The sequence below is a fragment of the Frankia sp. CeRuru1 genome, from assembly GCF_977966315.1.
Genome location: NZ_CDWWEW010000093.1, coordinates 1 through 14,518, shown reverse-complemented (window position 1 = coordinate 14,518; position 14,518 = coordinate 1). Strand labels below are relative to the sequence as shown.

Genomic DNA, 14,518 nt, shown 5'->3' with positions numbered 1-14,518 from the left:
GGGGTCCTCGACGGCTGGCGCGGCCTGGTGCGGCGTGAGGATCTGCGCGGACACCGTCGTCGCGACCACGAAGATCACGAAGAGTAGTGCCCAGAGCGGATAACCGGCGCTCGCCCGAGCATCGCGGTGGCGACGAAGAGGGCCAGTTTCACCGCGAGTCGCGACGGTTGGCCGAGCCTGCGTGCTGCCCGCGGCGCCAGCCACCTACCCCAGATTCCGGCTGTCAGAAGTGGGAGGAGTCCGGCAAGGGTGATCTTGGCTGCTGTCGGCAGTGGATCCGGCTGGGCCTGGGGCCTGGGATCCGTGGGCGCGTGGTCCGGGTCGACCGACTAGACGACTAGACGACTAGACGACTAGACGACTAGACGACTAGACGACTAACGCTGTTAGTCGATTCTAGCTGGCAACGTTAGTCAACCGCTTGTCAAGAAGCCGGTGCGCGTCGCGTCTGGGTGACCGGCTGCGGGGGCAGTCGACGCCGCCCTGTTCGGCGGCGTCGCGCCGGATGAGACATTGGGTCCGGATGAGACAGTGGGTGTTGTCCGATGAATCGGCGGCGCTGATCTGGACCGACCGGAGCCGCTCGCTGAGCGAGCCGTGCCGCGGCCCGGATCGGTCCAGCCTGGCCCGGGTCGGCCCAGGTGATTAGTTGATCAGTTTGATGAGCTGGCGCCCGTCGAGCCAGTTGCCGGTGACATCGGTGAACGTGTTGTTCTTCCACGCCAGCAGCCGCACCGCCGTGTTGCAGACCGCCGGGAAGATGTCGATCTGCTTGCCGTCACAGGTGAACGGATGGGCCATGACGTTCGGGTGGTCGCGGGAGGCACGAAGCGCCGTGAGCAGGGCGGCCGAGGTCGGCTGGGCGGTACCGGCCAGCAGCGACCGGATGTTGAGGACGGCGGAGAAGGATCCCTGCGACGACGAGGAACGATCGGCCTCCGGGATCGCCTTACGGAACGCTGCCGTGTCGGCGTCACCATCGCTCGTCCCGACCGGCAGGTAGCTGGAAGCGAAGTAGAGGTTGTCGGTCCGGCCGCTGGCCGCGCGCGGCACCGCGGGGGTGGTGCAGGGGCCGATGAAGTAGATGTCGTCGCGGATGTTCAGCGCCGCCGCGGCCTGGACGATCCGGGTGCACGTCGCTGCCTGGAACACCACGATGATCGCGTCTGGCTTGCCCGCCGCGACCTGGGTCAGGGCTGGCGCGAAGTCCGCCGCGTCGGATTTCTCTGGCACCAGTTTGATATCGGACACACCTTTATGGCGCAGGATGTTCTGTGATCCCTGGATAGCGGCGGACAGCAGGCCGGGCAGGTCGAGGTACAGCGCGTGCACGCTGCGCACATGCCGGATGTTCGTCAGATAGTCGGTGAGGCCGAGCAGCTCGCTGAGCGAACCGCCGGAAAACGCGAAGGCGTTGTGTGAGCCGAGTTCTCCGCTCAGCTGAGGAGAGCCGGTGACGTACGGGATGTGGGCGGTCTCGTATATCGGCATCGCCGCCTCCGCGCCGAAATCGATTCCGCCGACCACCGCGAGTGGTTTCGTGGCGACAAGCCGGTTGGCGCAGTTCTGGGAAGACTCCGGCGAGCCGTCGGTTGCGCAACTGATCAGCCGGAGTGGCCGACCGTCGAGCCCGCCCAGAGAGGTGTTGGCGTAGTCCACGGCGGCCTGAGCGGCCTTCCGGGTCTCCGGGTATGACCCGACAGTGCTGTTCTCAACCGTTACGAAGCCGACAGTGATCGGAGGCCCGGTCAGGCGGCTCGCCGCCGCGCTGCCACCGGCAGCTGCGCCGGACGAGCCACCGCGCTGACTCGTGCACCCGACGACGACAACGGACAAGGCTACGGAGAACGCGAGGAGGATGCGGGAGGCTTGTCTCACGGCTCGTGAAGCTACACTTCTGTCGTCCAGTTCTGGGGGCTTGACCGTCGACCGGCCGGACGGGGACTGTTGTGTGACCATGCGTCCGGTCTTCATCGCAGTTCGGATCTCTCTATCTGTAATAGATGCGTCTACGGGGGCCCGGTGACAACGTATATAGCAGCATTGCTGCTCGGCCTTGGTCCGGGGGCCGTGTACGCGGCGCTCGGGCTGGGGCTCGTGCTCACCTACCGCGCGTCCGGCGTGGTCAACATCGCCCATGGGGCGTTCGCTATGTACGTCACCTATCAGTACGCAGAACTACGGGAGGTCGGGGACCTCGTACTGCCCGTCGTCGGGATGCCGCCAAGAATTCATCTCACCGACACGCCCACCTTCGGGCTAGCCCTGTCAGTATCCCTCGCACTGGCGGCAATCCTAGCGCTGGTATCCTATCTGGTTATTTTTCGGCCCTTGCGGCGTGCCCAGCCGCTGATGACGGTCGTGGCTGCGGTCGGCCTCACGATCGCGCTGCAGGCCGTCGCCGTGCTCCAGTTCGGATCTGACAACAGGTTCCTCAGCCCGGTGCTGCCGCAGTCACCGCTGTCCCTGCTGGGCGTGACCGTGGCGAGCGACCGGCTGCTGCTCGCCGCGTCGGTCATCGTGGTCGCCGCCGGTCTGTGGGCGATGTCGCGCTGGACGTTGTTCGGCCTGGCTACCCGCGCCGTCGCCGAGGATGAGCAGACCACCGCGCTTCTCGGTCGGCGGCCCGGGTGGATCGCCGCCGTCAACTGGGTCATTGCGGCCGTGCTCGCCGCTCTCGCCGGGATCCTCGTGGCGCCGATCAGTGCGCTGAATCCGACGAGCTACTCGCTGTTCGTCGTTCCCGCGCTCGCCGCCGCTCTGCTCGGTGGCCTGTCCTCGTTCGGTCTGACCGTCGTCGGAGCTCTCGGCCTCGGCATGACCCAGGCTGTCCTGATCCCGCTGCAACAGGACGTCTCCTGGTTGAACCAGCCGGGACTGCGCGCGCTGCTTCCGATGCTTCTGGTCATCGCGGTGGCGAGCCGGCGCGGGGACCTGATTCCCGGTCGCGCCGCGGGCGTCGCCGTGCCGGCTCCGATGCCGGTGGTCGAACCGCCGGAGTCTCCCCTGCGCCACCTCGCAATCGGTGTGCCGTTCGGGGTGGTCGCGATCCTCGTGCTGACCGGCCCCTACCGGCTCGGCCTCGAACGCAGCCTCGCTGGCGCCGTGGTGTGTCTGTCGTTCGTCGTGTTGACCGGGTACGTCGGACAGCTCTCGTTGGCGCAGATGACCCTCGCCGGTGTCGCCGGCTTCCTGTTGGCCAGACTCCAGGGTGAGCTGGGCGTGCCGTTCCCGATCGCACCCCTGCTCGCCACGGGCGCCTCCGCTGTGGCGGGCCTGCTGCTGGGGGTGCTGTCACGGCGGCTGCGTGGAATCGACCTGGCGTTGATCACTCTGATCGCCGGCGTCGCGATCCAGGAGGTGGTGTTCGGAAACCCGCTGGTCACCGGCGGGTTGGCCGGGTCGGTAGTACCGAATCCGAAGATCTTCGGCCTCGATCTCGGGCTCGCCGGTGCCGGGTTCCCTCGGCCGGAGTACGGGCTGCTGGCGTTGGCCGTGCTCGCCGCGTGCTGCTACGGGGTCGCCCGGCTGCGCACCGCGGACCTGGGCCGGCGCATGCTGGCCGTGCGCGCGAACGAACGGGCCGCTGCCGCAGCCGGGATCGACGTCCGTCGTACGAAGGTGCTCGCCTTCACTCTCTCCGCCGCGATCGCTGGTCTCGGCGGTTGCCTCATCGGCTACGGTCAGGGACGTCTGTCCTTCGACTCGTTCGGCGTCACGGCCTCGCTGTTCTTCCTGGCGATCGCGGCCGCCGGTGGGGTGACGAGCGTCGGCGGAGCGTTGCTGGGCGGTCTGCTGGTGCCGGGCGGAATCGTGTTCATCGTGCTGGACCAGGTTGCCGGGCTCGGCAAGTACCAGTCCGTGCTGTGCGGGATCGCCGTCGTGGTGCTGGCGGTGCTACGTCCGGCCGGGCTCGCGTACCGACCGCATCGGACGGCTCGCGCCGATCATCAGGGCCGCGTGGATCGGTCGGGTGGCACGCATCGGACCGGTCCTGGGCAGCGAACGCGTCGAGGAGATCACGTGCGACACCCGCAGCCGCCGGACCAGGGCCGGCCGAGCCTGACCCCGCATCCGGTCAACCCGGGCGGAGCCCCGTGACGGCGTTGCTGGCGGTCGACATGCTCGCCGCCGACCAGGGCCGTACGCGCATCCTCGAGGATGTCTCCTTCACCCTGTCGGCCGGCACCATCACCGGGCTCATCGGACCCAACGGAGCCGGAAAGACGACGTTGATCGACGCCCTCACCGGGTTTGCGTCGATCAGCGCGGGCACCGTCACGCTGGACGGTGCCGTGCTCGTCGGACTGCCGGCGCATGAGCGGCTGCGGTTGGGGCTCGCCCGCACCTTCCAGGCGCTGGAACTCTTCGACAGCCTGGAGGTCGGGGAGAATCTGGCCGTCGTCACGCCCCGGGCACCCGGACCCGCGGACGGGCCAGATCCGGCCCGGTCGCTTGGGCTCGCCACGATCGCCGACCGCCTGCCGTCGACGCTCTCCCACGACGAGCGGTCCTCGGTGGCTCTCGGCCGCGCCCTCGTCGCCGGGCCGAAGGTCCTGCTGCTGGACGAACCGGCCGCGGGTCTCGACCCGGCCGCCCGCCGGACGCTCGCCGACCGGCTGCGCCGCATCGCCGCCGACGGCATCGCCGTGCTGCTCGTCGACCACGATGTGAAGCTCGTCTTCGACGTATGCGACCACGTCCTCGTCCTGGACGGGGGCCGCGTCGTCGCGCGCGGTCGACCTGCCGAGGTGCGTGCCGATCCGGCGGTCCGCGCCGCCTATCTGGGCGGTGGTGAGCTGGGCGGTGGTGAGCTGAACGGTGGTGAGCTGGGCGGTGGTGAGCCGGACGGCGGCGACCGCGCCGGGCCCGCTCCGGCCTCTGCCTCCGGGCCCATGCCCGCCTCCGGGTCCATGCCTGGCTCCACCCCGGCGCCGGCCCCCGGTCGAGGCGGGGGCGATCTGCTCGTGCTCGACCGGGTCACAAGCGGATACGACGGAGTTCCGGTGCTCCGGGACGTGTCGCTCACCGTCGGTGCCGGGGAGATCGTGGCGCTGCTCGGAGCGAACGGCGCGGGCAAGACGACGCTGATCCGCACGGCGGCGGGGCTGCTGACGCCGTCGAGGGGGCGGGTCAAGGTCCTCGATGACCGGTCGCGCCGGGCCGCGCCGAGCACACTCGCCCGCCGGGGGATGGCGGTCGTACCGCAGGGACGAGGGTCACTCGGGCGGTTGACCGTCCGCGAGAACCTGCGCCTGGCGGCCGGCCGGCGCTCATCCGGCGAGATCGGGCGGGTGTTGGACTGGTTCCCGGTGCTGCGCGGCCTGCTCGACCGGTCGGCCGGAGAACTGTCCGGGGGTGAGCGGCAACGGCTCGCGTTGGCTGTCGCTCTGGTGCGCAGACCGCGTCTGCTGCTGGTGGACGAGCTGTCGTTCGGCCTGGCACCCGGGGTCGCGCCGCAGCTGCTCGCCCTGCTGCGCACGATCACCCTCGAGACGTCGACCGGCGTGCTGCTGGTCGAGCAGTTCGTCTCGCTCGCGTTGCAGGTGGCCGACCGTGGCTACGTTCTCGACCGGGGCCGGATCGCGCTGTCGGCGAGCGCGGCGGATCTCGTCGCGCGTCCCGAGCTCATCGAGACGGTTTATCTGGGCGGGAGTTCCGGGCCGGCGGCGGCCCCGGACCGCTGAGCTGGTCCGGCGTTCCCCGCCACGCGGAGAAACCGGGGTTCGGCGGAACAGGGCTCTCACGTCGCCCGATGGTGTAGGGCATGCGTCGGATGAACCGGAAGGGGTGGCGAGCGGGCCGGCGGTGTCTTACTGTCGACAAGCGTCGAAGTTGATCGCGGGAGCTCCGCCAAGGGGCTGAGAGGGCGGCTGGGGCCGCCGACCGCAGGAACCTGTCCGGGTAATGCCGGCGTAGGGAGTCTTACATGGTGTCGCGCACCGACCGTTCGTCCTCCTCTGTCTCGTCCTCTGTCTCGTCCTCCTCTTCGTCTATCTCGTCCTCCTCCTCGTCCATCTCGGCCGCGGCGATGACGGCGGTCTCGACGGGTCCGCTGACGGGCAGCTGCAAGACCTGGCTGGTCGGTGCGGATCCCGATCTGCGGGTGCCGATGCGGGAGATCGTGCTGACCACGGGTGACACCGTCGTGGTGTACGACACCTCCGGTCCATACACCGATCCGGGGGTGACCATCGACGTGCGCCGGGGTCTGCCGGCGACGCGGGACAGCTGGATCGCCCAGCGTGGCGACACCGCGCCGGATGAGCAGCGGACCGTTCCCGGGACCGGGGCGCCCGGTCCTGGGACGCCCGGTTCTGGGACGCCCGGTCTCGGCGGGACGGATCTCGGCGGGCAGGTGCGAGTGCCCCGTCGGGCGGTGCCGGGACGGCCTTCCGTAACCCAGCTGGGCTACGCCCGCCGCGGTCAGATCACTCGGGAGATGGAGTTCGTCGCCCTGCGGGAGGGTCTTCCCGTCGAGACGGTGCGGGCGGAGATCGCCGCGGGGCGGGCCGTGCTGCCGGCGAACGTGAACCATCCCGAGTCCGAGCCGATGGCGATCGGCCGTGCGTTTCTCGTGAAGATCAATGCGAACCTCGGCAACTCGGCCGTTACCTCCTCAATCGAGGAAGAGGTCGAGAAGATGGTGTGGGCGACCCGCTGGGGCGCGGACACCGTGATGGACCTCTCGACCGGGTCGGACATCGCCCTGACCCGCGAGTGGATCATCCGCAACGCGCCGGTGCCGGTCGGGACCGTGCCGATCTACCAGGCGTTGGAGAAGGTCGGTGGCCGGCCAGAGAAGCTGTCCTGGGAGGTCTACCGGGACACTGTGATCGAGCAGTGCGAGCAGGGTGTGGACTACATGACGGTCCATGCGGGGGTGCTGCTGCGCTACGTGCCGCTGACCGCGCGGCGCAGGACCGGGATCGTCTCGCGCGGCGGCTCGATTCTGGCCTCCTGGTGCCTGGCCCATCACGAGGAGAACTTCCTTTACACCCACTTCGCCGAGCTGTGCGAGATCTTCGCCGCGTACGACGTCACGTTCTCCCTGGGCGACGGCCTGCGGCCCGGGTCCATCGCGGACGCGAACGATGAGGCACAGCTCGCCGAGCTCGCCACCCTGGGCGAGTTGACGCAGGTGGCGTGGGAGCATGACGTCCAGGTGATGATCGAGGGCCCCGGGCACGTGCCCATGAACAAGATCGAGGAGAACGTGCAGCTGCAGCGGGAACTGTGCCACGACGCGCCGTTCTACACCCTCGGGCCGCTGACCACCGACATCGCCCCCGGCTACGACCACATCACCTCCGCGATCGGGGCGGCGATGATTGGATGGGCCGGTACCGCGATGCTCTGTTACGTCACCCCGAAGGAGCATCTCGGCTTGCCTGACCGGGACGACGTCAAGGCCGGCGTCATCGCCTACAAGATCGCCGCGCACGCCGCCGACCTCGCCAAGGGTCATCCCGGCGCGCAGGCCTGGGATGACGCCCTGTCGGACGCCCGGTTCGAATTCCGCTGGGCCGACCAGTTCCACCTCGCGCTCGACCCCGACACCGCACGCGCGTTCCACGACGAGACGCTGCCGGCCCCGGCCGCGAAGTCGGCGCACTTCTGTTCGATGTGCGGCCCGCACTTCTGCTCGATGAAGATTTCCCATCAGGTGCGGGCACACGCGGGCGGGGACGGGCTGGACCCGGCCGGGCATGGCGCGGGCCCGGCCGGCGACGAGGCGGTCACCGCCGGCCTGCGGGAGAAGGCCGCCGAGTTCAACGCCGCCGGCAATCGGATCTACCTTCCGGTGGCCAACTCCTGACCGACCGTCCCGACGGGCTCCCGACGGGCTTCCGCCGGTCAGCGGCGGGCCCCGTCGGGCGCAGGGGGCGCAGTGGCCCGGTGGTCCGGTGGTCCATAAAAGCTATCTAAAAAAGATAGCTAAGACGATTACTTTGGCGGGGGAGTAACCTCTCAAGAGGAAGTGGAGTGGTTATTTGGGCGATCGGCTCGAGGGGAGGTCTCCGATGAACCCGGACGTGCTGATCGGCTTGGGCGATCATCCGGTGCTGGACTTCGTCAATAGCCTCGCCTTCTCGGCGGACGGCCCGATCGAGTTGATCGCCGATGGGCGGAGCTACCTGCGCTGGCTCCAGCTCGCGGGGCTTGTCGGCACGGCCGAACGAGAGGCGCTGCCTGCCCGGTTCGGGCCCGAAGAGCTCGACCGCATCGCCGTCGCCGCGGTCGAGCTCCGGGAGTGGCTGCGGCCGCTCATCGGCGCCTGGGCGGGCGGCAGCTCCACCGTGCCGGACGAACCCACGCTGTCGCGCCTGAATGGGCTGTTGGCCACCGACCATCGGTACGCGCGGCTCACCCGCGTCGGCGGTACCCCCGCGATCGTCGAAAGCGGGACGTGGGCATCCGCCGAGGTCCTCCTCGCCTTGCCGGCGCGGGCCGCCGCGGACCTGTTCGCGCATGGCAACCGGTCGCTCGTCCGCAACTGCGACGGCCCGACCTGCACGCTGTGGTTCTACGACCGCACCAAGGCCCACCAGCGTCGCTGGTGCAGCATGGCCATCTGCGGCAACCGGGCCAAGGCGCGGGCGCACCGGGCCCGCCTCACCACTGGACGCGCTCCTGGCGCCTTAGCCGCGGAAGGTTCTGCGGTAGGCGTTCGGGGGACTGCGATGGCGTCGCGTAGGTGCTGACGTAGCGAAGCGGCGGGTGAAGGTTCGGCGACTCATCCCGGCGTGGGCGGCCAGGTCCTCCAGCCGGAGGGCGTGGTCTAGCCGCTCAATTGACCGGCAGGCAGCGGCGCAGTAGAAAGAATCAAGGATGTCGAACGCATCGGTGGCGTTGGCCCTTGGGCGTCGGCCTCGCACTGAGCCGCGGGCGTAGTCTCCACCAGACCCGGGGCACCTCACGCCTGTTACGTGTTTGGCGAGGTTGTCAATCATGGCGATGTAGATCATCGCTTCGGAGCTGGCGGGTAGGACGGCGCGTAGCATCGACGTGTTCGAGGACGTCCGGCGGGGGACCGCAGGGAGCATCGACGACATCCTCACCTGGCTGCAGACTCCACCCACTGTTACAGAGAGTGAGAAGTGGGAGGGTGTCGCCTGAGTCGCTTGGCGGCCCCCGTCGCCAATTGTGGTACGAATTGCAGTATAAGAGACCTTGAAGCGGCAGAGCCCCGCGCCTTGGATGGGGACGCGGGGCTCTGGCCTGTCTCAACCGTGCGTGCGCTCGGAGGGACTCGGACCCCCAACCGTCTGATCCGTCTGATCCGTAGTTAGATTTGGATCTTCCGTCGACGTCCGTCCTCGTTCGCGGCCTTGGCTATCAACTTGGCTGTCAGCCGTCCCGCCGGCGTCTCCTGTGCGATTCGGTGGGCCGAGGGTTTAGTGAGAGCTATACTCGTGTGGTAGAAGGGCAGCAGTGGGACGTCTATCTCGTCAACGAGGTCCGCGACTGGATCGACGGCCTGGACGCGGCCACGCACGCCCGGGTCGTGCAAGCAATAGATCTTCTTGCGGAGGCTGGTCCAGGTCTGGGGAGACCGCTCGTCGACACGATCAGCGGTTCGTCGTTGCCGAACCTGAAGGAACTTAGGCCGGGGACGGTGCGGATCCTGTTCTGCTTCGATCCGTGGCGTTCGAGCATCCTGCTTGTCGCCGGGGACAAGGCTGGGCAGTGGAACGCCTGGTACGCCGAGGCGATCCCGCTTGCGGAGCAGCGATACAAGACCTATCTGGTGGAACGCGGCGAGGAAGAGAGCGATCAGCGATGAGCGGTTACACACGGTGGTCTGACATCCGTGCCGAGCAGGTCGCCCGGGCCGGTGGGGAAGACGCGGTTGCTGCCGGCTGCCAAGAGCTCCTCGCGGTCGCGGTAGGCCATCGGCTTGCTGAGGTGCGTCGGGCGCGGGGGCTGACGCAGGCGCAGGTCGCGGAGCGGATGGGTGTGACCAAGGGGCGGATCTCGCAGATCGAGCAGGGCTCGCTGTCCGGTCAGGATGTGGTTGCTCGCTATGCCGCTGCTCTCGGTGGCCGGCTGCACCAGGCGATCTACTTCGATGATGGGGATATCGCCGCGATCGCGTAAGCGACAGTGCCGCTGCCTCCGTTGCTCCGGAAAGCCCAGAGCCCCGCGCCGGAGTAGCGGCTGCGGGGCTCTGACCTGTCTCAACCTGACGTGCGCTCGGAGGGACTCGAACCCCCAACCTTCTGATCCGTAGTTAGATTTGGATCTTCCGTCGACGTCTGTCAACGTCCGCCCTGTCTGCTGACCATGAGCGTTCCGTCCACCGGTGTCCGTCGACGTCCACCCGCGTCCAGCGGCTTGGCTGTCAACTTGGCTGTCACTCGTGCCACGGCTTGGACCACGTGACGGGCGCTCGACGCTGAGATCCGGGAGCATACTGGGAGGCATGGCGGAAGATCTTCTGGCGCTCGTCGTGGCCGACCCGACAGTCGGTCATGGGCAGGCGTGTATCCGGGGGACCCGGGTGCCGGTGAGTGTTGTGCTCGACTGCCTTGCCGACGGTATGTCCGACGGTGAGATCATCGCGGAGTACCCGTCGCTGACCGTGTTGGGGATCCGTGCGGCCGCTGCCTACGGGGCGCGTCTGGCGCGGGAGGATCTCGTGCCGCTTCGTACCGCGCCGTGAAGGTCAAGCTGGACGAGGGTCTCCCGGTCTCCCTTGCCGAGCGACTCGCCAAGCACGGGATCGACGCCGATACCGTACTTGCGGAGAACCTGTCGGGCCGCTCCGATCCGGAGGTGCTCGCTGCTGCGGTTGCCGAGAACCGGATCGTGTTCACCCTCGACCGCGGCTTCGGGAACATCCGTGCCTACCCGCCGGGATCGCACAGCGGGATCGTGGTCTTCCGGCTTGACGACCAGTCGGCACGCGCCGTGATCGCGGCCGTCGAGGACCTGGTCACGCATCACGACCTCGCCGATCTCGCTGGGGCCGTGACAGTGGCGCACCGCGGCCTTCTCCGGATCCGTCGCGAGGGCGATTGACCCTCTCCGCCCGGGCTGGGACATCGCCTACGCAAAGCTCAGAGCCCCGCGCCGGAGTAGTGGCTGCGGGGCTCTGAGCTGTCTCAACCTGACGTGCGCTCGGAGGGACTCGAACCCCCAACCTTCTGATCCGTAGTCAGATGCTCTGTCCGTTGAGCTACGAGCGCGATGTACCGCCGTGGTGGCCGGCGGTGCCAGCTTACAGCACCCGACGGATGGCACCGATCCTCCGAGGGGGATGTAGCTGTCTGTAGTTCATCCTGTGCTTCTTGTGTGGACAGGTGTGGGGTCATCGTCGAATCGGCAGCTGCGGTGCCGGCAGGAGGAGTTGCCGGTGGGGCGTGCGGCGGACGGTCAACCGCTGACCGTCCGCCGCGGCGGGATACGACCTCTCCGAGCCGGCGATCCTCCACCTCGGCGGGCAGTTCGCGCGCCCGCACCGGGAGGTGTGTGTCCGAGAGCATGACCAGACGCACCCCGCCAGTATCCGACGCGACGGCCACGGGAACGCCATCGTGCCCGATCGGGCGGGCACGTTAGCGCCCGCTGCCGAGAGGTCCTTATGGTCGAGCGGTCCTCATAGTGACACCGGGACGTCATCGGGTGCCGTCGATCATAACTGGATTTTACGCAATGTAATTAGATTTTGTATATCGTAATTAGATTTGTCGAAGCATAATTGGATGTCGCTAGAGCGCTGCCCGATCTTATCGAGTATCGTCGCGTCGAGTGATGATGCGTAACGATCCGGGGTGCAGGGTAATTCTCCACACGGCGTGCGCATCATGAAGATCGACGGCTGGAGATCATCCTGATGGATCCGGGCGGCGTGCGCCGCGCGACTCGGAGCCAGCCCTTCGGCGCCCAAGCACTGTTCCGTGCCCGGGCGGCGACGATGAGCTCGCTGTTCCTGCTGGCTCTGCTGCTTGCGAGCTGGGCGCCGCGTATACCGCAAATCAAGGAGGGGCTCGAACTCGGCGACGGGCAGCTCGGTCTGACCCTGCTCGGCGCCCCGATCGGGGCGGTTCTGACATTGTGGCTGATCGGTCTGGCGGTCACCCGGTACGGCAGCATCACCATGGTGCGAGCAGGTCTGCCCGCCTACTGCGCCACCGGTCTTCTGGTCCCGCTCATCGAGGGACCCTGGTCTCTGTTCGCCCTGCTCGCCCTGTGGGGGGCGACCAGCAGCTGCCTCGACATCTCCCTGAACACCCAGGCCGTGGGGATTGAGCGCTGCTACCAGCGGCCGATCATGACCTCCGCCCATGCGGCGTGGACGGCGGGTGCCCTGTCCGGGGCCGGGATCGGTTCGGCGGCGGCCGCTCTGAGTGTCCCGATCGGCGTGCAGTTCGCGGTGCTCGGCGGGTTGGGTCTCGCTGCCGCCCTACCCGCCACGGCCTGGATGCTGCCCGACGGCGCTGCACGGGAAGTCGCGCCAGGGGACGGGCGAGACGGCTGGGGCGGAGACCGCGACGGAGCGGGTCCCCCGGGTCCCCCGGGCACCGGCAGCCGTGCCCGGCAGTTCGTCGCACTGTGCGTCATCGCCTTCGGTAGTTTCCTCTGCGAAGGTGTGGCGGCGGACTGGAGCGCCGTCTACCTCACCGATGTAGCCGGAGCGACTGCCGGAATCGCGGGTATCGGCTTTGTGGCCTTCACCTCCTGCATGTTCGTCGTGCGCCTGTTCGGGGACCGCGCCATGGCACGGTTCGGCCCGACCCGAATGGTCCGCGGCCTCGCCGTGACCGCGATGGTGGGATTCGCGGTCATGCTTGCGCTCGGTTCCTCGGCGTTCGGCACGGTCGGGGGAATCGTCGGATTCGGAACGCTCGGCGTCGGCACCGCCTGCGTGCTGCCCGCGGTGTTCTCCGCGACGGGGCGGCTCAGATCGTCGACGGGCAGCTCCATCGCCGTGGTCGGCACGGTCGGGTATGCCGGATGGTTGTGCGGGCCGGCTCTCATCGGTGGGCTCGCCGAGCTGGCGGGCCTGCAACTCGCCATGGTCGTCGTGCTTGTCCTGCTCATCGCGATCATGGTTTGCGCGTCGGCGTTGCGCGGTCCCGATTCTTCTCCTGCCGCGGCTGCCGAGTTCACCGCGGACCCCGGTGCCTCGGAGATCGCCGGGGTGCCCAAGATCCCCGAGGTTGGCTAGCGTCACCAGCGACCAGCCATCAGGCCGGGTCCTCTGCCGGCTGCCCCGGGAGCGGAGACGGGCACTACCGCCGGCCGCGACGGAATCCGGGCAGCAGGGTCTGCACCAGTGCGTCCGTCTCGGCCTCGGCCCGCCCGCCGCGGCGCACCCCGCTGACACCGATAGTTCGGTACATCTCCGTTGCCACAGCCTGCAGAGTTCGGCGATCACCCCGCGCGGCGACCGTGCGCAGCAGGTCCCGCCAGAGCACTTCGGAGGTCGGCACAGCCCGTAGCCCGGTGCGGCAGGCCGCCATCGCCGTCATCGTGTCACCGAAGTCCAACGTCAGTTGGGCGAGGCGATGCGCCACGTCGACCACGCCCGCCCAGGTGCTTCGGGCGATTGGCCCGGTGGTCGCCCAGCGGTACCGCCCGGCAGGCAGATCCGTCCACAGGGGGCCGCTGACCATCCGCAGGGCCGTCGTCAGATCCGCCTCGGCGTCGCTGCCCGGCAGACCGGCCCGGTGGGTGTAGGCCACGAAGAGTTCCCAGTCGCAGCGCACATCCGGACTCAGCCACCATCGGCCATCCGGGCCGATCATGATTCGAGGCGAGCCGTTGGCATCGCTCCCCAGCCACTGGCGCGCTTCGGCCAGCGCGGCGTCGGCGATCTCCTCTGTGGTGTCGGATGGCCAGATCTCCTCGGCGAGAAGCCGACTGTCTACGCCTTCCCGGTGCAGCGCGAGGTAGACGATGACCTCGGTCAACAGGTCGATGCGCTCGGCGGGTGGCCGCCCGGGACCCTCGACGGTGGGCAGCCCGAGAATCCGGACCTGCGCCTCGGCGGGCGCGGTGGGATCGGCGGGCGGCGTGGTCTCGAGCGGCACACGCTGTGGCGCCGCCCCGGACGTCGCCACCGGGGGCCGTGAAACGCCGACATCCGGGACGGTGGTATCTCCGTCGGCGTAGCGCGCCCGAGCAGCCTGCGGCGGTGCATGGTGCGCGTCCGCCGGTCCCGCCAGCCGTTCGTTCGGAGGCGGGACCGGCGGCCGGGGCGGGATCGCGGTCCGGTACTCGGTGGTTGGCTGCGGGGGGGCAGGGGGTCCAGGTGGTGCCTCCGTCCCGGGCTGGATCGATTCGGCCGGGACGCGGCCCTGCCGGTTCGCTCGCATCCGGGGCGTCTCGAAGTAGATCGCGGATGGTACCCGTGGGATATCCGTCGGGTGGATGAGCGGTCGTCCCGGATGGGCCAGCAGACCGGTGGCCTCGGCGGCCTCGGGGGCGTCGCCGGTGTCCGCGGTGGTTGGCGGGACGGGACCGGCCGATGCGGTCCTTCGGGGAGGGCCGAAAGGCCTGGGCGTGGGTG

12 protein-coding genes, 1 tRNA gene and 1 riboswitch are annotated in these 14,518 nt (G+C 68.8%); of the genes, 9 read left to right on the top strand and 4 right to left on the bottom strand.

The window, feature by feature from the left end; all coding sequences use genetic code 11:
- Window positions 1-74: 74 nt before the first annotated feature.
- Window positions 75-215, bottom strand: coding sequence for a DUF2568 domain-containing protein (locus AC08OP_RS09535; protein ID WP_476613858.1), 141 nt, complete (start codon window positions 213-215; stop codon window positions 75-77).
- Window positions 216-645: 430 nt separating this feature from the next.
- Window positions 646-1,878, bottom strand: coding sequence for an ABC transporter substrate-binding protein (locus AC08OP_RS09530; protein WP_476613857.1), 1,233 nt, complete (start codon window positions 1,876-1,878; stop codon window positions 646-648).
- Between the two features lie 144 nt (window positions 1,879-2,022).
- Between AC08OP_RS09530 and AC08OP_RS09525 the strand changes: the two genes are divergently transcribed.
- From AC08OP_RS09525 to AC08OP_RS09490, 8 genes are all read left to right on the top strand, one after another.
- Window positions 2,023-4,101, top strand: coding sequence for a branched-chain amino acid ABC transporter permease (locus AC08OP_RS09525; RefSeq protein WP_476613856.1), 2,079 nt, complete (start codon window positions 2,023-2,025; stop codon window positions 4,099-4,101).
- Window positions 4,098-5,687: an ATP-binding cassette domain-containing protein gene (locus AC08OP_RS09520; RefSeq protein ID WP_476613855.1), complete on the top strand. Its 1,590-nt coding sequence runs from the start codon at window positions 4,098-4,100 to the stop codon at window positions 5,685-5,687. Before AC08OP_RS09525 ends, AC08OP_RS09520 begins: the two co-directional genes overlap by 4 nt.
- A gap of 144 nt (window positions 5,688-5,831) precedes the next feature.
- Window positions 5,832-5,939: riboswitch (TPP riboswitch) on the top strand.
- A 92-nt stretch (window positions 5,940-6,031) separates the two neighbouring features.
- On the top strand, window positions 6,032-7,819 hold the full coding sequence (gene thiC, locus AC08OP_RS09515) for a phosphomethylpyrimidine synthase ThiC (protein ID WP_476613854.1): 1,788 nt from the start codon (window positions 6,032-6,034) through the stop codon (window positions 7,817-7,819).
- 205 nt (window positions 7,820-8,024) lie between these two features.
- Entirely contained in the window at window positions 8,025-8,705 is a 681-nt protein-coding gene (locus AC08OP_RS09510) for a CGNR zinc finger domain-containing protein (RefSeq protein WP_462186613.1), read from the top strand.
- A 713-nt stretch (window positions 8,706-9,418) separates the two neighbouring features.
- Entirely contained in the window at window positions 9,419-9,787 is a 369-nt protein-coding gene (locus AC08OP_RS09505; RefSeq protein ID WP_476613853.1) for a type II toxin-antitoxin system RelE/ParE family toxin, read from the top strand.
- Window positions 9,784-10,101, top strand: a complete 318-nt coding sequence (locus AC08OP_RS09500) for a helix-turn-helix domain-containing protein (protein WP_476613852.1) — start codon at window positions 9,784-9,786, stop codon at window positions 10,099-10,101. Before AC08OP_RS09505 ends, AC08OP_RS09500 begins: the two co-directional genes overlap by 4 nt.
- A gap of 325 nt (window positions 10,102-10,426) precedes the next feature.
- The gene (locus AC08OP_RS09495) at window positions 10,427-10,666 is read left to right on the top strand and encodes a DUF433 domain-containing protein (protein ID WP_476613851.1); all 240 of its coding nucleotides are present in this window, start codon (window positions 10,427-10,429) and stop codon (window positions 10,664-10,666) included.
- Window positions 10,663-11,025, top strand: coding sequence for a DUF5615 family PIN-like protein (locus AC08OP_RS09490; protein ID WP_476613850.1), 363 nt, complete (start codon window positions 10,663-10,665; stop codon window positions 11,023-11,025). Before AC08OP_RS09495 ends, AC08OP_RS09490 begins: the two co-directional genes overlap by 4 nt.
- Window positions 11,026-11,119: 94 nt before the next feature.
- On the opposite strand, the gene AC08OP_RS09485 is transcribed toward AC08OP_RS09490, so the two are convergent.
- Window positions 11,120-11,192 (bottom strand) — tRNA-Arg (locus AC08OP_RS09485).
- A gap of 647 nt (window positions 11,193-11,839) precedes the next feature.
- Between AC08OP_RS09485 and AC08OP_RS09480 the strand changes: the two genes are divergently transcribed.
- A complete protein-coding gene (locus AC08OP_RS09480) occupies window positions 11,840-13,174 on the top strand; it encodes an MFS transporter (protein WP_476613849.1) in 1,335 nt (444 codons plus the stop codon).
- A 64-nt stretch (window positions 13,175-13,238) separates the two neighbouring features.
- Here the strand turns inward: AC08OP_RS09480 and AC08OP_RS09475 are convergent, their stop codons facing one another.
- Window positions 13,239-14,039, bottom strand: coding sequence for an AfsR/SARP family transcriptional regulator (locus AC08OP_RS09475; protein WP_476613848.1), 801 nt, complete (start codon window positions 14,037-14,039; stop codon window positions 13,239-13,241).
- Window positions 14,040-14,518 lie beyond the last annotated feature (479 nt).